Here is a 17,297-nt window from a genome sequence, read left to right as displayed (position 1 = left end):
ATTAAAAAAACGCTCCGAATATCGGAGCGTTTTTTATTTTTATAATATGCAAAGTTTTATAAAAACTGTATTAGTTGACTTAAAGAGGAAAAATTTAAAACTAGAAAATTTACATTTTATTCTCCCCAGTAAACGTGCTGGTGTTTTTTTAAAATATCAACTTTCCACATTAATAGACTATCCTATATTTGCTCCTGAAATCCTTAGTATAGAGGCGTTTGTTGAAGAACTATCAGGATTACAAAACTTACCTAATACTGATTTGCTTTTTAAGCTTTATGAAGCGTATTTACAACTTACTTCAGAAAAAGAACAAGAACCTTTCGAATCATTTTTAAAATGGGCTCAAATACTATTGCAAGACTTTAATGAAGTTGATAGATTCCTCGTATCTCAAGATCGTATCTTTAGTAGCCTCAACGATATTCAACAAATAAACAATTGGACTTTAGAGGGAGAACAAACTGATTTGGTGAAAAATTACCTAAAGTTTTGGCAACGCTTAAAAGACTACTATAGCGTATTTACAGAAAGTTTATTACAATCAAAACAGGGATACCAAGGGCTAATCTACAGAGAAGCAGCCGAAAATATTCAGTCTTATGTTGAGAATAATAGGGGTAAGATCCACATATTTCTGGGATTTAATGCTTTAAACACTTCTGAGTCACAAATCATACAAGAATTATTACAAAACGATTTAGCTCATGTTTACTGGGACATAGATGAATATTTTATAGAAGACCCCGTACACGATGTCGGCTTCTTTATGAGACAATACCTAAAAGACTGGAGTTACTTTAGAAGCAATAGTTTTAATTGGAAAACTTCGAATTACCATAAATCAAAAAATATTCAAGTCGTTGGAATTCCTAAATTAGTCGGACAGGCAAAATACATTGGTCAACTTTTAAATGAAATTAGTGTAAGCAACAAAGATCTAAAAAGTGTTGCAATTATATTGGGAGAGGAGAACCTATTAACACCCTTGCTAAACTCCATCCCAAAAAGTATTAGTCATCTCAATGTCACTATGGGCTTACCTCTTAAATATGTGCCATTAGCATCATTATTCACAAAGTTAATATCAATCCACAAAAACAATCCTACCCATTTCTATTATAAGGATATTATAGATATTCTTTCTCATCCGTCTGTGCATTATCTTTTCGAAAGCGGTTCTAGCAATGCATCAAGTGACATCATAGCGCATATCCAAAAAAACAATATAGTTTATATCAGTTCTGGAGAATTACAAGAACTTTCAGGAGCATCATCTGTGCTGATTAGTGTATTATTTGAATCTTGGCAAGGTCAGCCAAAATCTGCATTGGAAAAATGTTCAGAGCTTATCTTTAGTATAAAAAGTAGCCTTGATTCTAACAAAAGTCTTAATCGATTAGAGTTAGAGTATCTTTATCGTTTCAATAGCCTATTTAACCAATTAATTAAACTTAACAATACTCATAATCACTTAACCTCTATCTCAGCGCTACATGGCATATTCAATGAATTGCTAAGTATGGAAACTCTAGACTTTAAGGGCGAGCCTTTGGAGGGACTTCAAATCATGGGCATGCTAGAGTCCCGTGTTCTTGATTTTGAAACTGTAATTATTAGCTCAGTCAATGAAGGCATTCTGCCTTCAGGTAAAACAAACAATTCTTTCATCCCTTTTGATGTAAAAATTCAAGAGAATCTGCCTACTTATAAAGAGAAAGATGCTGTTTATGCATATCATTTTTTCAGGCTCTTACAACGGGCTAAAAATGTTTATATACTTTATAACACTGAAGTTGATGCATTAAAAGGTGGCGAAAAAAGTAGATTTATTACCCAATTGGAAATTGAGGGCATCCATGAAATGGATCATAAAATTATATCTCCCAATATTCCTAACGTGAAAAGAGAGCTTAAGCATATAAATAAAACTCCAGAGGTCATTGAAAATATAAAAGCGCTAGCCACTAAAGGTTTTTCACCTTCATCATTAACAAATTACATGAGAAATCCAATGGATTTCTATTTTGACAAAATTCTTAATATCGAAGAGTTTGAAGATGTCGAGGAAAACATAGCGGCCAATACTTTAGGCTCAGTAATACATAACACTTTAGAAGACTTTTATAAACCTCTAGAGGGTCATTTTTTAACCATAGACCTACTAAAATCTTTTAAAGATGAAATAGAGCCAACGACCATAAAGCACTTTAAGAAACTATACAATAAAGGTGATTTTACCAAAGGTAAAAACCTCATAATATTTGAGATTGCTCAGCGTTACATTTCAAATTTCATCAATTCAGAAATTGAGGGTCTTAACAATGGCGATCAAATTAAAATATTAAAAATTGAGGCAGATGAAACTATAGAGTTCAAGATCGAAAGTCTTGATTTTCCAATTAGGCTTACTGGTAAAGTAGATAGAATAGATCAGTTTAATGGGATAACAAGAGTTATTGATTATAAATCTGGCAAGGTTCTTCAAAATCAGGTTGAGGTGATAAATTGGGAAGACTTGACAGAAGACTATGACAAATACAGTAAATCCTTTCAGGTCTTGTGCTATGCCTATATTATGCATATTAAAAAACAAATTGAGTTACCTGTTGAAGCGGGAATAATTTCATTTAAAAATCTCAATGAAGGCTTTCTAAAATTTGCCAAAAAAGATAAAGCAGGATCATGGGCAAAAAAAGAACAATTGATAAGTCAAGATACGCTAGATAATTTTGAGAAACAGCTCAAAAAGCTAATTCTAGAAATTTGCGATCCTACTGTTAATTTTATTGAAAAAGAACTGAACTATGGACATTGAAAGGAATATCATATTAGAAAGAAAAGATAAAAAGCCCATACTCATTGATGCATTTTATTCTGAAACTTTATCGGATCAACCTATAATTATATTTTGCCATGGCTATAAAGGCTTTAAAGATTGGGGAGCCTGGAATCTAATGGCTAAGTCTTTAGCGTCTTCTGGATTTTGTGTGATTAAATTCAATTTTTCCCATAATGGGGGTACTGTAGAAAACCCTATTGACTTTCCAGATTTGGAAGCTTTTGGGAATAACAATTACACCAAGGAACTTGACGACTTAAATGATGTCTTAGATTGGACTCAGAAGAAGTTTCTGAATCATACTTTAGTAGATAGTTCTAAAATCTGTTTAGTTGGTCATAGTCGTGGTGGAGGCATTGTCATTTTAAAAGCTTCAGAAGACAATAGAGTAACAAAACTCGTCACTTTAGCCAGTGTGAGCGACTTTGGAAGACGCACGGCAACAATAGGAGATTTAGAAGAATGGAAAGCAACTGGTGTAAAGTTTGTTCTTAATGGAAGGACAAAACAACAAATGCCACATTACTATCAGTTTTATGAAAATTTTATGTCAAATAAAGAACGACTTGATATTGCATCTGCAACGGAAAGAATTCAGATTCCAATGCTGATTATCCATGGAGATAATGACACTTCAGTGTCAATAAAAGAAGCTGAAGAACTACATCAATGGAATCCTGATAGTCAACTTAAAATCATTAAGAATGCGGATCACGTGTTTAACACAAGACATCCTTGGGGTGAAGAAAGTCTCTCTGTCGAGCTAAAAGTTGTTGTAGAGTCTATCATAGATTTTTAAAAATAAAAAAGCGCACTTATCGTGCGCTTTTTGTGGAGAAGAGCGGACTCGAACCGCCGACCTCTTGACTGCCAGTCAAGCGCTCTAGCCAGCTGAGCTACATCCCCTTTTTACTCTTATGCAATATCATTTGAGACCACTTAACACTAAAACTGGGCGTTTAGAAATGTAAAAATCTTTCTTTAATATCGTATCGTCTTCCCATAATTTTTTGAAAAAACCACGCTTTCTTCTTACTACACAGAGCATGTCTGGGTTTTCAATATTGATATGTTCTAAAACTCCTTGAAATGTTGTTGCACTTTCCTGAAGTTTTATATTAGAAACCATTTCTTTTAGCCCTTCATTAAGTTCAAAATCCTCCTCAATATGATACGGCGTCTTTACTAAAAGGATATTTACAACAGCTTTAAATTTTTCCTTAATCGCTATCAATGGACTCAACGCATCTTGCTTTTTCATAATTGCTGACTTTACAGCCATTAGGATCTTAACTATTGGTTTATAAACATAACCTTCAGGAACAATTAAAGCGGGTATTTGCGTTTGCTTTACAATCTTTCCAGACGTTTTTCCTAAATAAACCTCATCTTTTATGGAGTTGGTGCGAGGTTCCAAGATGATTAAGTCGACGTCTAAAGCCTCACAAACTTTCTCAATAGTATCCACTAATTTACCCTTAAATGTCTTGGTTATAACTTTGACACCTTTAGTGTCAATAGAGGCTACATGAGACTCTAAAAAAGCCTTGGATTCACGTTCAATGATATGATCTACCTTAATCATGGTTCCTGCTTTGGTATAAACATTATATATTTGAACAACATATAATTTAGCGCCAAAAGCTTTAGCAAAATCAACTGCATATTGCAAATGCGATTTTGCATTTTTCGAAGAACCAACTGGAACTAATACAGTTTTCATGAGATTTACTTCTAAATTCACAGGCAAAAGTAAACATAATAAATGATTCGTAAAGGTAATTTAGGAGATATAGAAACTATAATGCCCATGACTAAAGCTTGTGCCAAAGCCATGATAGCTAAAGGTATTTATCAATGGAATGAGCATTATCCTAATAAATCTGCTTTTAAGAAAGACATTGAACGTGGTGAACTTTATGTTTTAGAAATTCGTGATAACGTAAAAGGAACAATCGTCATTTCAACCTTAATGGACGAAGAATATAGATCAATTAAGTGGTTAACTGATAATGGTCACAATATTTATATCCACCGTTTAGCTATTCATCCTGACTTACAAGGAAAAGGCTACGCACAACAATTTATGGACTTTGCGGAGCAATATGCCATTGAAAACAACTATAGCTCTATTCGATTAGACACCTTTTCACAGAACAAAAGAAACCAAAAGTTTTACGAACTTCGTGGCTATAAACGATTAGGCGATATTTACTTTCCAAAACAGAGTGAAAATCCTTTTCATTGTTACGAATTAGTCCTTTGAATACGTCAATTACATTAAAACAAATCAACAAACTTGCTATACCAGCTTTAATCTCTGGTGTTTCTGAGCCTATACTATCATTAACTGATGCTGCCATCATAGGAAATATGGATTATGATGCTACCGAATCGTTAGCAGCCGTTGGTATCGTAACAACATTTATGTCTATGTTAATTTGGGTCTTAGGACAGACACGTAGTGCTATTTCTTCTATTGTATCTCAATACTTGGGCGCAAATAAACTAGACGAAGTAAAAAACCTCCCTGCTCAGGCTATTTTTTTAATTACATCCTTAAGTGTTTTTATCATCATTGCGACCTATCCGTTTGCCGTGCAGATCTTCCGACTTTATAATGCCTCAGATTTGATCTTAAACTATAGTGTTGATTATTACCATATCCGTGTTTTTGGTTTTCCTTTTACACTTTTTACTATTGCCGTTTTCGGAACTTTTAGAGGACTTCAAAATACTTATTATCCCATGCTTATTGCTATAATTGGAGCCGTTTCAAATATAGCTCTGGACATTGCTTTAGTTTACGGAATAAGTGACATAATTCCGGCGATGCATATCAAAGGGGCAGCCTATGCTAGTGTTATTGCACAACTCATTATGGCATTACTATCGGCATATTACATTCTCAAAAAAACAGATATCCCATTATTAGTGCGATTTCCCTTTAATCAAGAAATTAAGCGTTTTGTGATAATGATTCTCAATTTATTCATTAGAACCATAGCACTCAATGTCGCTTTGTATTTTGGAACTAGTTATGCTACTAAATATGGCACCAATTATATTGCGGCCTATACCATCGCAATCAATCTGTGGTTTTTAGGAGCCTTTTTGATTGATGGTTATGCAAGTGCAGGCAATATTCTATCCGGAAAACTTTATGGCGCGAGATATTATAAAAATCTCATTGATTTAAGTAATAAGCTTATTAAATATGGAATCATAGTAGGATTGATTATCGCTCTAATTGGTGGTTTATTTTATTATCGCATAGGACATATATTTACTGATGACAAAGATGTTCTCAACAAATTCTATGATATATTTTGGATTATTCTGGCAATGCAGCCCTTATGTGCCCTTGCTTTTATTTTCGATGGCGTGTTTAAAGGTCTGGGCAGAATGAAATACTTGAGAAATGTATTACTATTTTCAACGCTGTTGGTGTTTATTCCTGTGATCTTGTGGACAGATCGATTGGATTATAAACTTCACGGAATTTTCATAGCGTTTACACTTTGGATCATAGCCCGTGGACTACCATTAATCATAAAATTCAGAAAAACATTTAAACCGCTTGCTCAAAACCCTTAAATTTGAGCGTCATATAGACATCAAACCATAAACCCGCTTTTTTGTCTATCAAAACATATGAATTCACTAATTACATTATTACAAGAGGTCAATATTGACAAAAAGCTAGAAGAAGCCCCTGACAGTAATTACGGCATTGGTGTATTTATTGGGACATTATTACCTTTCATTGTATTGGTAATTTTAGCATATGTAATCTACAAATATAATAAGAACAGATATAAAGACGAATAGAATGGATATTCTTAACTTTTTAGGAGGAAATGGCTTATTTCTTATACTTGGCGTAGTATTAGTTGTAGTATATTTCTATAATCGAAACAAAAGACGCTAATGAGCAACATACGTATTACAAAGCAGTTTTCTTTTGAAACAGGCCACGCACTCTATGGCTATGACGGCAAATGTAAAAATGTTCATGGACATAGTTACCGCTTGGATGTCACTGTTATTGGCATTCCCATCTCAGACAATACTAACGTGAAATTTGGAATGGTGATAGATTTTGGTGATTTAAAAAAAATAGTGAAAGATGAAATCGTAGATGTCTTTGACCATGCCACAGTATTTAACAAGAACACACCGCATGTAGAGTTGGCAAGAGAGTTAGAAAATAGAGGGCATAACGTACTATTAGTAGACTACCAACCTACTAGCGAAATGATGGTGATTGACTTTGCTGAAAAAATAAAAAAACGACTGCCTCAAAATATAAAGCTTCATTCTTTAAAACTACAAGAAACAGCAACTAGTTTCGCGGAATGGTTTGCTTCTGACAATGAATAACAGTCATCACATAGAAATTCCTAACGGCAAAAAAATTTATTTTGCCTCGGACAATCATTTAGGTGCTCCAACCATGGAAGCATCACGTCCCCGTGAAAAAAAGTTTGTAGCATGGTTAGATGACATCAAACATGATGCGGCTGCAATTTTTCTACTCGGAGATTTATTTGATTTTTGGTTCGAATACAGAACGGTTATTCCAAAAGGATTTACAAGAACTTTAGGAAAACTTGCTGAAATCAGTGATGCCGGTATTCCAATTCACTATTTTGTGGGTAATCACGATTTATGGATGAATGGTTATTTTGAAGAAGAATTAGGCATCCCTGTTTATCATAAACCACACGAATTCATATTAAATAACACCTCTTTTTTTATTGGTCATGGCGATGGTCTAGGTCCAGGAGATAAAGGCTATAAACGCATGAAAAAGATCTTCATAAGCCCATTCTTTAAATGGCTATTTAAATGGGGCCATCCAGATATTGGTATGCGTATTGCTCAGTATTTTTCTGTCAAAAACAAGTTGATTTCAGGTGACGATGATGCCAAGTTTTTAGGAGAAGAAAATGAATGGCTGGTGATCTACAGTAAGAAAAAACTTGAAGAAAAACATCGTGATTACTTTGTTTTTGGTCACAGACATTTGCCTTTGGAGATTCAATTGAATAGCACTTCAAAATATGTAAACCTAGGTGACTGGATTCAATACTACACCTATGGTGTTTTTGATGGAAGTAATTTTGAACTAAAAACTTTCATAAAAGACTAAATAGGGTTAAACCGTTGTTATTCTTATTAGTCTAACATAAAATCAACTTTATGAAAATCCAACAACTTCGTATTGTGATTATTGCTTTCGCTCTAATTTTTTCTTGCAATAGTAGTGATGATTCGGGTACTCAAGAAGAGAATCCAGAAAGTAGTAAACCAAACATATTACTTATCATTGCAGATGATATGGGTTTAGATGCAACGCCTGGTTACACTATCGGTAGTATAAAACCAAACATGCCAAACCTTCAAGAGTTGATTAATTCTGGCATTAGATTTACCAATCTCTGGTCTAACCCAGTATGCACTCCTACTCGAGGAACAATTTTAACTGGGAAGTATGGATTTAGAACTGGCGTATTGAAAGTAGATGATAATATGCCAACCTCTGAAGTCTCAATACAATCACACTTAGATAATACTAATTCTGGATATAGTCATGCTGTCATCGGAAAATGGCATCTTTCTAATAATGTCAATCATCCAACGAATATGGGCGTTGGTTATTATGCCGGACTTTTGAATGGTGGAGTACAATCATACACTAATTGGAATTTGACTGAAAACGGAGTTACAACCAGCTCGAATGAATATACCACTACTAAGTTTACGAACCTAGCCATCGATTGGATTAATGAGCAAAACCAACCTTGGTTTCTCTGGTTAGCCTACAATGCGCCACATACACCCTTTCATTTACCTCCAAATAATTTGCATACTCAAGAAAGTTTACCAAATGACCAAGCAAGTGTTAATGCAAATCCATTACCTTATTATATGACAATGCTCGAAGCTATGGACTCAGAAATGGGAAGACTCTTTAATTCAATGACCGAAGTCGAAAGAAATAATACAATTATTATTTTTATTGGTGATAATGGGACCCCAGGGCAAGTAGCGCAAGACTATAATAGTAATCGGGCTAAAGGTTCTGTTTATCAAGGTGGTGTTAATGTTCCAATGATAATTTCTGGCAAAAATGTGGGACGCGTTAATGCTATTGAAGATGCTTTAATTACCACTACTGACCTTTATGCTACAATTTCAGAATTAGCAGGCAATACAACTCAAGAAATTAATGATAGTAAAAGTTTTAAGGCACTTTTAAATAGTTTAAATACAAATGAAAGAAACTACATCTATACCGAAATTGGTAGTGATAATGGAAATACCACCTATACCATAAGAAACGCTACGCATAAGTATATTCGTTTCGCTGGCGGTAATGAAGCTTTTTACAATTTAAGTAACAACCCTTTGGAGAATCCTAACTTGCTAAATGCCAATCAACTTCCCTTAAGTGCAGAGAATAGCGTTATTCGCGATGAATTGCTTTTAGAATTAAATAACATTCAGAACTAAGTTTCTTTTTGCTCATGAGTTGCTATATCTTCTTGCAAATCCAGTTCACGTAGAGGTATATTCTTAACACCAATTATAGCGACAATTATAAGGGTTACCGTTCCTCCTAAAACTACAGCTAATGGTGCGCCAAAAATTCTAGCGGCTATACCACTTTCGAGTGCGCCGAGCTCATTAGAAGATCCTACAAACATAGAGTTCACTGCCCCAACACGTCCACGCATTTCGTCAGGAGTTTTAAGTTGGAGTATGGTTTGACGAACTACCATTGAAATACCATCGAAAACGCCAGAAAAGAATAGTGCTAAAACACTTAGCCACATAAGTTTCGACGCTCCAAAAATGATCATGCAAACTCCAAATCCAAAAACTGAAACCAGTAACTTTTTACCTGTGCCTTTTGTAATTGGTATATAAGTTGTCGCCAACATAGTAATTATACTACCCGATGACAATGCAGCATTTAAAATACCGAAGCCTTTTGGTCCTGCGTCTAAAATATCCTTCGCAAAAACTGCAAAAATAGCCACTGCTCCACCGAACAAAACAGCTATCATATCTAAGGTGAGTGCTCCTAAAATGACCTTGTCATTAAACACAAAGGAAATTCCAGCTCTTAGACTCTCCTTAATCGACTCACCAGAATCCTTGTTTAAAATAGGTTTTCGACTAATTTGAAACACTAATAATAAGGCTATCATCACTAAAACAAAAATTAGTCCTAGCGTATAATGTACACCTATCCAAGCAATGAGAAAGCCGCCACATAAAGCACCAAAAACATTTGCTCCTTTCCAAGTACTACTGCTCCATGTCGCAGCATTAGGATACACTCTTTTAGGAACAATAAGTGCAATAAGTGAAAAAATAGTTGGGCCAAAAAAAGCTCTTAAAACACCTCCAAAAAACACTAATCCATAAATTCCATAAAGAATCGTCCTTGTTTCCCATGAGGACTCAATACGTTCTGACGTTAACCAAAATAATCCAAAGCTAATTAATGAAAAGAGTCCAATGCAAAGTGCAAACAAGTTTCGTTTTTCTTTCTTGTCAGCGATATGTCCTGCAAAAGGTGCAAGAAAAAAAGCGGGTAAAAATTCACAAAGACCTATAATACCAAGTGATAATGGGTCCTCAGTCAAAGCATAGACTTGCCATTCTATAACCACAAATTGCATGGACCAGCCAAAAACAAGTGCAAAACGCAGTAATAAGAAAATATTGAATTCTCTAAACCGCAATGCTGCGTATGGATCGTTTTTAGCCAAATGATTAAGCTTTAATATCTTTTAGTTTTAACTGTAAACTCACATTTCCGTTCCAATGATTCTCATCTATACCGTAAGCGATGCTAAATGGTCTCTTATTCTTTATGATATTTATTTTGTCACCCAAGCTAAAGCCTATGCAAACAATTTTATCATCAAAGGACTGGGTTGCTGTAAATCTAATATGATTGTTATCCTCACCCACACATTTTCCCCAGCCTGTGTCTTTCACATTTTGTGTCATAAAAGTGGGTGACATATTTCCTGGCCCAAATGGTGCAAACTGTTGGACAATACGAAATAATTTATGATCGACTTGATTCAAGTCAATTTCCAAATCTACTTTTAATTCTGGAGTTAATAATTTTGGATCGATGGTGTCTTTAACAACAGACTCAAACTTGGCTTTAAAAGCTTCATAATTCTCAGGTAATAAGGTTAATCCCGCGGCATATTTATGACCACCAAATTGTTCAATATATTCTGAGCAAGCTTCCAAAGCATTGTAAACATCAAACCCTTTTACAGAACGTGCTGAAGCTGCCAGTTTTTCTCCACTCTTAGTAAAAACCAATGTCGGTCTGTAATAGGTTTCGATAAGTCTTGATGCTACAATACCAATAACACCCTTATGCCAATTTTCATCATAGACTACCGTCGTAAAACCCTCTTGCTCATTATACTCTTTTATTTGAATCAATGCCTCTTCGGTAATTCGCTTATCGGTATCGCGTCGATCTGTGTTAAATTGATCTATATCCACAGCATATTCTGCGGCTAGATTAAAATCTGTTTCGGTTAAAAGCGTTACGGCATGGTTACCATGCTTCATACGTCCTGCAGCATTAATGCGAGGTGCAATAATAAAAACGACATCCGTAATAGTGAGTTCATCTTTTTTTACCTCAGCTATAATCGCTTTCATTCCAGGCCTTGGATCGGTATTTATAACATGTAAACCAATGTAGGCCAGAGCCCTATTTTCTCCCACAATAGGAACAATATCTGCTCCAATTGCTGTTGCTACTAAATCTAAGTACTCAACTAAATCTTCAACCGCTTGCCCTTGTTTTGATGCTAAAGCAGTTATTAACTTAAACCCTACACCACAGCCGCATAATTCTTTAAAAGGATACTCACAATCATCGCGTTTTGGATCTAAAACCGCAACTGCATCAGGTATATTGTCTCCGGGTCTGTGATGATCACATATAATAAATTCTATTCCTTTGTCTTTAGCGTAAGCCACTTTATCAATGGCCTTTACACCGCAGTCCAAAGCAATAATTAAGCTAAAATCATTGTCGTGGGCAAAATCGATACCCTTATAAGAAATGCCATAGCCTTCATCATAACGGTCTGGGATATACGTGGCAACAGTATCTATTCTTTTTTTTAAGTACGAGGACATTAGAGCTACAGATGTTGTACCATCCACATCGTAATCACCATAGACTAAAATATTTTCTCCAGATGCGATAGCCTTTTCAATACGCTGTACAGCTTTGTCCATATCTTTCATTAAGAATGGATTGTGTAAATCCTCAAAACTTGGTCTAAAAAATGTTTTTGCCGCTTCGTAAGTCTCGATACCTCGCTGTAATAATAATGTTGCGACAATATCATCAACTTGAAGAGCTTTTTTTAAAGTTTCAACTTTTAAAGCTTCAGGTTTTGGCTTAAGAGTCCAACGCATGTAGAATTAAATATTTCGTTTTGTGCTTACGTGGTAAAAAATATTTGTTTTGACTTCCGCAAAACGTCTGAACATCTCCATAACACCGCAATATTTCTCTACTGATAAATCGACTGCGCGTTCGCACTTCTTTTTATTTAAGTCTGAACCATAGAAATGATAGTCAACTTCAACGGAATGATAACACTTTGGATGTTCGTCAGTAAGTTCTCCTTTTACTTCAATTTTAAAATCATCAATCTCCTCTTTCATTTTATCTAAAGTAGAAATCACGTCTAGTGCCGAGCAACCAGCTAAAGAGGACAACATCATGGCTTTAGGCGACAAACCAAAACGTTCGTCCTGACCTTCTATATTAGTATCCATTATTACCGATTTACCGCTTGGATTATCAGATTCAAAAGTTAATCCGCCTTGCCAATGCGTTACGATTTTATCAGCCATTTTGTTTTAGTTTAAATATTAGAACTCCTATCTTGTACATTCAAAAATACGACTTAAAAAAAACAAATATGGCATTAGTAACTCCGTTATCTCCGGAACACGATTTAGAAACAAAAGAATTGGCTGAATTCTTTAATGAAACCCTTGGGTTTTGCCCAAATTCTGTTTTAACTATGCAGCGTAGACCAGCAATTTCTAAGGCATTTATAAATTTAAACAAAGCTGTAATGGCTAATGAGGGTAGAGTTACCTCTGCTCTTAAACGCATGATTGCTTGGGTAAGCAGTAACTCAACAGGATGTCGCTATTGTCAAGCACATGCTATAAGAGCGGCGGAGCGTTATGGTGCAGAACAAGAGCAATTAGATAATATTTGGGAATACAGAACACATCCGGCGTTTAGCGAAGCAGAGCGTGCTGCATTAGATTTTTCTTTGCAAGCTTCTATGGTACCAAATGCTGTTGATGCCGATATTAAAGAGCGTTTATACCAACATTGGGATGAAGGTGAAATTGTAGAAATGCTAGGCGTAATTTCTCTCTTTGGATACCTTAACCGTTGGAACGATTCTATGGGAACCGATATTGAAGACGGTGCTGTAGAAAGTGGAAATAAATATTTAGGCAAACATGGTTATGAGGTTGGGAAGCATGATGGGTCGCAATACTAAATTCAATTTTTTTAGAAATATTAACCTCGCCACTTAGCGAGGTTTTTTTGTTTAAAAACCCCAATACTTCGACTTTAAAAAAAGATTATAAAAGCAAGTTTGTAGTGATTTTCAATCTAAATAATTGGATATTCTAAAATAATAACCTTTTACTGTTACACATTCTACTACTATAACGTTATTAAAATAAGATGACCAAGTTAGAATTTAAAAATAATGTTTTTGTTTTGTCAGAAAAGCTCTTCCCCATGGTTTCAAGAATTTTAGGTTCTCATGAAAAAGCAGAAGATGCCATACAAGAGATAATGATTAAAATCTGGCAAAAAAGAACGAAACTCAAAAATCATCCAAATATTAGTGGCTTTGTTTTTTTAACTGCCCGTAATTATTGCTTGGATGTTCTCAGGAAAAATAAGGTTGAACCTTATGGCGGTGCAAGTCCTCTGAGAATTATAAAATCCAAAGATGAAAACAATCTAGAGTGGCAGGAACTTAACAAAATTATACTAGACATTTTAAAAACTTTACCTGTGCAGCAAAAAGAAGTTTTTCTAATGAGAGATATAGATGGTTATGATTTTACAGAAATTGCCTCAGCATTAAACATTAAACAAACCCATGCACGAGTTTTAATTTCTAGAGCAAGAAAACAAATAGGCAGCGCACTCATAAAAACATATGATTATGAAAAAGGAGCATATTAAAGATATTTTTAAAAAATATGAAAACGGACAAACGTCTTTGGAGGAAGAACAGTTTTTACTTAAAAACGCTACTGGCTTAGATTTTCCATTATCGGATTGGATAAATCTTGAGAAACAAAGAAAAAAAGAAGTATCAGAAGATTTCAACGAGAGGCTTTGGCAGTCATTTGATCGAAGAACACAACCTAAAAAAAAGATATTAAAAAGCGTCTTAATTGCCGCAGCTTCGGTTGTGTTGTTTTTTACATTTTATAGTAAAAGGAAACAAGAAAGCACTCAACAAAGCCTCTGGGAAAAAGAAGCTTTGCTGCTAGAAGCTAAAAGTATGTTTTCTGAAAATGAACAAAATATAAATCAGGAAATCGTTTTTGAAGATGATCTGATAACTATATATATGGCAACAAAATAAAAGTATAACCTTAAAATTAAATATTATGAAAAAATTCGTATTCGCACTAACTTTAGTGGCTTTAGTAAGTAGCTTTAACAGTTTTGCACAAAAAAAGAACAATACTGACCTACTTATAAAGGTCAAGGAAGAACTAGAACCACTAATTATGGTTGATGGTAAGAAATTTGATTTCCCAATGGATTTAATAGACCAAAGTAAAATAGAATCAGTTAATGTTTTAAAAGGAGATGAAGCTAAAGCATTGTACAACGTATCTAATGGAGTGATTTTAATTACTACAAAAGCCAATAGTAAAATGAGCTTTTCTATAAAAGGTGAAAAGTCAAAAAGTCAAAAAAACCCATTAATAATTATTGATGGCAAAATATCTAACCGAACAGTCTTAGATAAACTAGAAGCAAAACAAATAGAAAAAATGGATGTTTTAAAAGGTGAAATGGCTATAGAAAAACATAACGCACCCAATGGCGTCATTGTTATAACTACAAAAAAGGAATAGTTCGTTTTTCTAAATAAAATCTAAAGTTTAAACCTTATCAGAAATGATGAGGTTTTTTTATAGAAGTTTAATTATTACGTTCTGCAACTCAGGTACTATCAACTCTTCAAACCAAGGATTCTTACTTCTCCAAAATCGGTTGGTTGGTGATGGGTGTGGAATCGGAAAATACTTTGGTAAATAAGATTTGTATTCTCCAACAGTTTCTGTCAATGTCTTTTTTGCTTTATCTTTTAAATAATATCGCTGCGCATAAGCTCCTATAAGAACTATCAATTTTACATTGGGCATTTTCTCTAAAAGTTGTTCATGCCATTGCGGTGCGCATTCTGGTCGTGGTGGTAAGTCTCCTGTCTTTCCTTTTCCTGGATAGCAAAATCCCATAGGTATTATGGCAAAGTTTTCTGTGTTATAGAATTGCTCGTCAGAGACATTAAGCCATTGTCTTAATTTTTTACCGCTCTGGTCATCCCAAGGAATACCTGATTCGTGGACTTTAGTTCCTGGCGCTTGCCCAATAATTACAATCTTAGAATTAATATGAGCTGTAACTACTGGTCGTGGACCTAAAGGAAGATGTGCTTTACAAATGGTACATTGGCTTATGTTGCGAAGTAATTCTTTCATTATTTCTTTCCACCAACCACAATTACAATCTCGCCTTTTGGTGGTTTATTGGTATAATATTCTAAAACTTCTTTAGCTGTTCCCCTAATGGTTTCTTCATAAAGTTTAGTCAGCTCCCTAGACACAGAGACTTGTCTGTCGTCTCCAAAGTATTCGCAAAAATGTCCTAAGGTCTTTACTAACTTATGTGGGCTCTCATAAAAAATAATGGTTCGGGGTTCTTCAGCCAAGAATAAAAGTCTTGTTTGACGGCCTTTTTTTACAGGTAAAAACCCCTCAAACACAAACTTATCATTGGGCAATCCGCTATTTACCAAAGCAGGAACAAAAGCTGTTGCGCCTGGTAAGCACTCAACATCTATATTATGTTCCACACAGGCTCTTACCAATAAAAAACCAGGGTCTGAAATAGCAGGTGTCCCAGCATCACTTATTACTGCAATGGACATTCCCGATTTTAGTCTTTCAATTAAGCCATTAATCGTTTTATGCTCATTGTGCATATGGTGGCTTTGCATGTTCGTGGAAATCTCAAAGTGTTTTAGAAGCTTTCCTGAAGTTCGGGTATCTTCAGCCAAAATTAAATCGACATCTTTTAACACATCGATAGCCCTAAAAGTCATATCTCCTAAATTCCCTATTGGTGTTGGCACTAAATAAAGTTTGCCCATTTGATATTTAAATCCAAGAGTGCGGATGCTCTCAATTGTTTTTAGGGATTTTTGCTATTGACTTAATTGAATTTATTCTCAACGATTTCAACAAAGCGTTCTTCATACTCTTCTTTTCCTTGCCAATTGTTGTAATCTGGCTTAACCATTTCAAACACTAGTTTTCTAACTTCAGGCAAAGAATTGGCAGTATTAATCTGGGAAACGACACGATCATAATCTTCACTTTTACCATCAAATAAATGCTTAATAAAAGCTAACTTATCATTTAATCCTATTTGAAGGCTTTTACCTTTAAGTTTGTCGTTTAGGGATTTTTTATTTTGCTCTGCCTCACGTTTTTGGACTTCTTCAATAGGTTCAAATTCTGGAATGTCGGCAAAATCCGAGGAAATATTTTCAAATTCTACAGTTGTTGGTTTCTCCAAAGAAACCGCTTCCTCAACCATAACATCTATCTGCTGTGATTCTTTTGGCATTTGTGCCACCATATCCTTAATCTTTTCCATAACAGGTTCCATAATACCATCATCCTCTACCTCATCCAGATTAACATAAGTCTTGTTACCTACTTCAATATTATCACTCACCTTGTTATTGAAAGCCGTATCTAACATATCAAAAAACGAAGAATCGTTACCAATCGTTGGCATATCATCTTCAAAATTCTCTTGGGCAAATTTTAAAACTGTGAGCTTCTCGTAAAGTTTAGACACTTCTTTATGCATACGATCTACATCCTCTCTACCTTTCAGTTTTAGAATCCTATGCGCTATACTAACTAATTCTGATTCTAATTTCTTTTTCATGTGTTACTTATTTATGTTTTTTAAAGTCACATGGAACATCTATAAACTATAATTACATCTATTTAAGATTAAATTGTAGATGTTTCATTTTTACTTTTGATTTTTAATAAATTTGATTGACCTTTATACAAACGA

19 protein-coding genes and 1 tRNA gene are annotated in these 17,297 nt (G+C 34.6%); 12 read left to right on the top strand and 8 right to left on the bottom strand.

Features of this window, described 5'->3' with window-relative positions:
• The first annotated feature begins 46 nt into the window (after positions 1 to 46).
• Together H7F21_RS02665 and H7F21_RS02660 are read left to right on the top strand one after the other, a co-directional pair.
• Positions 47 to 2,818, top strand: a complete 2,772-nt coding sequence (locus H7F21_RS02665; protein ID WP_185787682.1) for a PD-(D/E)XK nuclease family protein — start codon at positions 47 to 49, stop codon at positions 2,816 to 2,818.
• The gene (locus H7F21_RS02660; protein WP_185787681.1) at positions 2,808 to 3,641 is read left to right on the top strand and encodes an alpha/beta hydrolase family protein; all 834 of its coding nucleotides are present in this window, start codon (positions 2,808 to 2,810) and stop codon (positions 3,639 to 3,641) included. The genes H7F21_RS02665 and H7F21_RS02660 overlap by 11 nt, the downstream gene beginning before the upstream one ends.
• A 33-nt stretch (positions 3,642 to 3,674) precedes the next feature.
• Here the strand turns inward: H7F21_RS02660 and H7F21_RS02655 are convergent.
• Both H7F21_RS02655 and H7F21_RS02650 read right to left on the bottom strand, forming a co-directional pair.
• Positions 3,675 to 3,748 (bottom strand) — tRNA-Ala (locus tag H7F21_RS02655).
• A 19-nt stretch (positions 3,749 to 3,767) separates the two neighbouring features.
• The gene (locus H7F21_RS02650; protein ID WP_185787680.1) at positions 3,768 to 4,565 is read right to left on the bottom strand and encodes a universal stress protein; all 798 of its coding nucleotides are present in this window, start codon (positions 4,563 to 4,565) and stop codon (positions 3,768 to 3,770) included.
• A gap of 42 nt (positions 4,566 to 4,607) precedes the next feature.
• On the opposite strand from H7F21_RS02650, the gene H7F21_RS02645 reads away from it, so the two are divergent.
• From H7F21_RS02645 to H7F21_RS02620, 6 genes are all read left to right on the top strand, one after another.
• The gene (locus H7F21_RS02645; RefSeq protein ID WP_185787679.1) at positions 4,608 to 5,108 is read left to right on the top strand and encodes a GNAT family N-acetyltransferase; all 501 of its coding nucleotides are present in this window, start codon (positions 4,608 to 4,610) and stop codon (positions 5,106 to 5,108) included.
• Positions 5,105 to 6,439, top strand: a complete 1,335-nt coding sequence (locus tag H7F21_RS02640; RefSeq protein WP_185788537.1) for an MATE family efflux transporter — start codon at positions 5,105 to 5,107, stop codon at positions 6,437 to 6,439. The genes H7F21_RS02645 and H7F21_RS02640 overlap by 4 nt, the downstream gene beginning before the upstream one ends.
• A 57-nt stretch (positions 6,440 to 6,496) precedes the next feature.
• Positions 6,497 to 6,673, top strand: coding sequence for a hypothetical protein (locus H7F21_RS02635; RefSeq protein WP_185787678.1), 177 nt, complete (start codon positions 6,497 to 6,499; stop codon positions 6,671 to 6,673).
• Between the two features lie 99 nt (positions 6,674 to 6,772).
• On the top strand, positions 6,773 to 7,225 hold the full coding sequence (locus tag H7F21_RS02630) for a 6-pyruvoyl trahydropterin synthase family protein (RefSeq protein WP_185787677.1): 453 nt from the start codon (positions 6,773 to 6,775) through the stop codon (positions 7,223 to 7,225).
• 10 nt (positions 7,226 to 7,235) lie between these two features.
• Positions 7,236 to 7,997: a metallophosphoesterase gene (locus tag H7F21_RS02625; RefSeq protein ID WP_185788536.1), complete on the top strand. Its 762-nt coding sequence runs from the start codon at positions 7,236 to 7,238 to the stop codon at positions 7,995 to 7,997.
• A 50-nt stretch (positions 7,998 to 8,047) separates the two neighbouring features.
• Positions 8,048 to 9,361 carry a sulfatase-like hydrolase/transferase gene (locus H7F21_RS02620; RefSeq protein ID WP_185787676.1) on the top strand — a complete coding sequence of 438 codons (1,314 nt, stop codon included), beginning with the start codon at positions 8,048 to 8,050 and terminating at the stop codon, positions 9,359 to 9,361.
• On the opposite strand, the gene H7F21_RS02615 is transcribed toward H7F21_RS02620, so the two are convergent.
• From H7F21_RS02615 to H7F21_RS02605, 3 genes are read right to left on the bottom strand one after another with little or no spacing between them, the layout of a single operon-like run.
• Positions 9,358 to 10,629 carry an MFS transporter gene (locus H7F21_RS02615; protein WP_185787675.1) on the bottom strand — a complete coding sequence of 424 codons (1,272 nt, stop codon included), beginning with the start codon at positions 10,627 to 10,629 and terminating at the stop codon, positions 9,358 to 9,360. The two genes, H7F21_RS02620 and H7F21_RS02615, sit on opposite strands and share 4 nt — an antisense overlap.
• 4 nt (positions 10,630 to 10,633) lie before the next feature.
• Positions 10,634 to 12,325: a single-stranded-DNA-specific exonuclease RecJ gene (gene recJ / locus H7F21_RS02610; RefSeq protein WP_185787674.1), complete on the bottom strand. Its 1,692-nt coding sequence runs from the start codon at positions 12,323 to 12,325 to the stop codon at positions 10,634 to 10,636.
• A gap of 6 nt (positions 12,326 to 12,331) precedes the next feature.
• The gene (locus H7F21_RS02605) at positions 12,332 to 12,769 is read right to left on the bottom strand and encodes an OsmC family protein (protein ID WP_185787673.1); all 438 of its coding nucleotides are present in this window, start codon (positions 12,767 to 12,769) and stop codon (positions 12,332 to 12,334) included.
• A 68-nt stretch (positions 12,770 to 12,837) separates the two neighbouring features.
• Between H7F21_RS02605 and H7F21_RS02600 the strand changes: the two genes are divergently transcribed.
• The 4 genes from H7F21_RS02600 to H7F21_RS02585 all read left to right on the top strand — a co-directional run bounded on the left by H7F21_RS02600 (position 12,838) and on the right by H7F21_RS02585 (position 15,055).
• On the top strand, positions 12,838 to 13,440 hold the full coding sequence (locus H7F21_RS02600) for a carboxymuconolactone decarboxylase family protein (protein WP_185787672.1): 603 nt from the start codon (positions 12,838 to 12,840) through the stop codon (positions 13,438 to 13,440).
• 191 nt (positions 13,441 to 13,631) lie between these two features.
• Positions 13,632 to 14,144 carry an RNA polymerase sigma factor gene (locus H7F21_RS02595; protein WP_185787671.1) on the top strand — a complete coding sequence of 171 codons (513 nt, stop codon included), beginning with the start codon at positions 13,632 to 13,634 and terminating at the stop codon, positions 14,142 to 14,144.
• Positions 14,125 to 14,553, top strand: coding sequence for a hypothetical protein (locus H7F21_RS02590; protein ID WP_185787670.1), 429 nt, complete (start codon positions 14,125 to 14,127; stop codon positions 14,551 to 14,553). The genes H7F21_RS02595 and H7F21_RS02590 overlap by 20 nt, the downstream gene beginning before the upstream one ends.
• A 25-nt stretch (positions 14,554 to 14,578) precedes the next feature.
• Positions 14,579 to 15,055 (top strand): TonB-dependent receptor plug domain-containing protein, encoded by a 477-nt coding sequence (locus tag H7F21_RS02585; RefSeq protein ID WP_185787669.1) that lies wholly within the window; start codon positions 14,579 to 14,581, stop codon positions 15,053 to 15,055.
• A gap of 57 nt (positions 15,056 to 15,112) precedes the next feature.
• Here the strand turns inward: H7F21_RS02585 and H7F21_RS02580 are convergent, their stop codons facing one another.
• From H7F21_RS02580 to H7F21_RS02570, 3 genes are all read right to left on the bottom strand, one after another.
• Positions 15,113 to 15,682, bottom strand: a complete 570-nt coding sequence (locus tag H7F21_RS02580) for a uracil-DNA glycosylase family protein (RefSeq protein ID WP_185787668.1) — start codon at positions 15,680 to 15,682, stop codon at positions 15,113 to 15,115.
• On the bottom strand, positions 15,682 to 16,353 hold the full coding sequence (rsmI, locus tag H7F21_RS02575) for a 16S rRNA (cytidine(1402)-2'-O)-methyltransferase (RefSeq protein WP_185787667.1): 672 nt from the start codon (positions 16,351 to 16,353) through the stop codon (positions 15,682 to 15,684). The genes H7F21_RS02580 and rsmI overlap by 1 nt, the downstream gene beginning before the upstream one ends.
• Before the next feature lie 62 nt (positions 16,354 to 16,415).
• Positions 16,416 to 17,162, bottom strand: coding sequence for a hypothetical protein (locus H7F21_RS02570; protein ID WP_185787666.1), 747 nt, complete (start codon positions 17,160 to 17,162; stop codon positions 16,416 to 16,418).
• Positions 17,163 to 17,297 lie beyond the last annotated feature (135 nt).

Origin of the sequence: Winogradskyella flava (genome assembly GCF_014243395.1) — a bacterium.
In the GTDB taxonomy this organism is placed as follows: domain Bacteria; phylum Bacteroidota; class Bacteroidia; order Flavobacteriales; family Flavobacteriaceae; genus Winogradskyella; species Winogradskyella flava.
The sequence above is the reverse complement of the archived record's forward strand: the minus strand, read 5'-3'. Positions and strand labels throughout refer to the sequence as shown.

What these genes read in the sequence shown, in the direction of transcription:
- recJ (WP_185787674.1), bottom strand. Translation starts at nt 12,325, where the DNA reads ATGCGTTGGACTCTTAAGCCAAAACCTGAAGCTTTAAAAGTTGAAACT.
- H7F21_RS02630 (WP_185787677.1), top strand. Translation starts at nt 6,773, where the DNA reads ATGAGCAACATACGTATTACAAAGCAGTTTTCTTTTGAAACAGGCCAC.
- H7F21_RS02665 (WP_185787682.1), top strand. Translation starts at nt 47, where the DNA reads ATGCAAAGTTTTATAAAAACTGTATTAGTTGACTTAAAGAGGAAAAAT.
- H7F21_RS02595 (WP_185787671.1), top strand. Translation starts at nt 13,632, where the DNA reads ATGACCAAGTTAGAATTTAAAAATAATGTTTTTGTTTTGTCAGAAAAG.
- H7F21_RS02590 (WP_185787670.1), top strand. Translation starts at nt 14,125, where the DNA reads ATGAAAAAGGAGCATATTAAAGATATTTTTAAAAAATATGAAAACGGA.
- H7F21_RS02585 (WP_185787669.1), top strand. Translation starts at nt 14,579, where the DNA reads ATGAAAAAATTCGTATTCGCACTAACTTTAGTGGCTTTAGTAAGTAGC.
- H7F21_RS02635 (WP_185787678.1), top strand. Translation starts at nt 6,497, where the DNA reads ATGAATTCACTAATTACATTATTACAAGAGGTCAATATTGACAAAAAG.
- H7F21_RS02645 (WP_185787679.1), top strand. Translation starts at nt 4,608, where the DNA reads ATGATTCGTAAAGGTAATTTAGGAGATATAGAAACTATAATGCCCATG.
- H7F21_RS02660 (WP_185787681.1), top strand. Translation starts at nt 2,808, where the DNA reads ATGGACATTGAAAGGAATATCATATTAGAAAGAAAAGATAAAAAGCCC.
- H7F21_RS02570 (WP_185787666.1), bottom strand. Translation starts at nt 17,162, where the DNA reads ATGAAAAAGAAATTAGAATCAGAATTAGTTAGTATAGCGCATAGGATT.
- rsmI (WP_185787667.1), bottom strand. Translation starts at nt 16,353, where the DNA reads ATGGGCAAACTTTATTTAGTGCCAACACCAATAGGGAATTTAGGAGAT.
- H7F21_RS02650 (WP_185787680.1), bottom strand. Translation starts at nt 4,565, where the DNA reads ATGAAAACTGTATTAGTTCCAGTTGGTTCTTCGAAAAATGCAAAATCG.
- H7F21_RS02605 (WP_185787673.1), bottom strand. Translation starts at nt 12,769, where the DNA reads ATGGCTGATAAAATCGTAACGCATTGGCAAGGCGGATTAACTTTTGAA.
- H7F21_RS02620 (WP_185787676.1), top strand. Translation starts at nt 8,048, where the DNA reads ATGAAAATCCAACAACTTCGTATTGTGATTATTGCTTTCGCTCTAATT.
- H7F21_RS02580 (WP_185787668.1), bottom strand. Translation starts at nt 15,682, where the DNA reads ATGAAAGAATTACTTCGCAACATAAGCCAATGTACCATTTGTAAAGCA.
- H7F21_RS02600 (WP_185787672.1), top strand. Translation starts at nt 12,838, where the DNA reads ATGGCATTAGTAACTCCGTTATCTCCGGAACACGATTTAGAAACAAAA.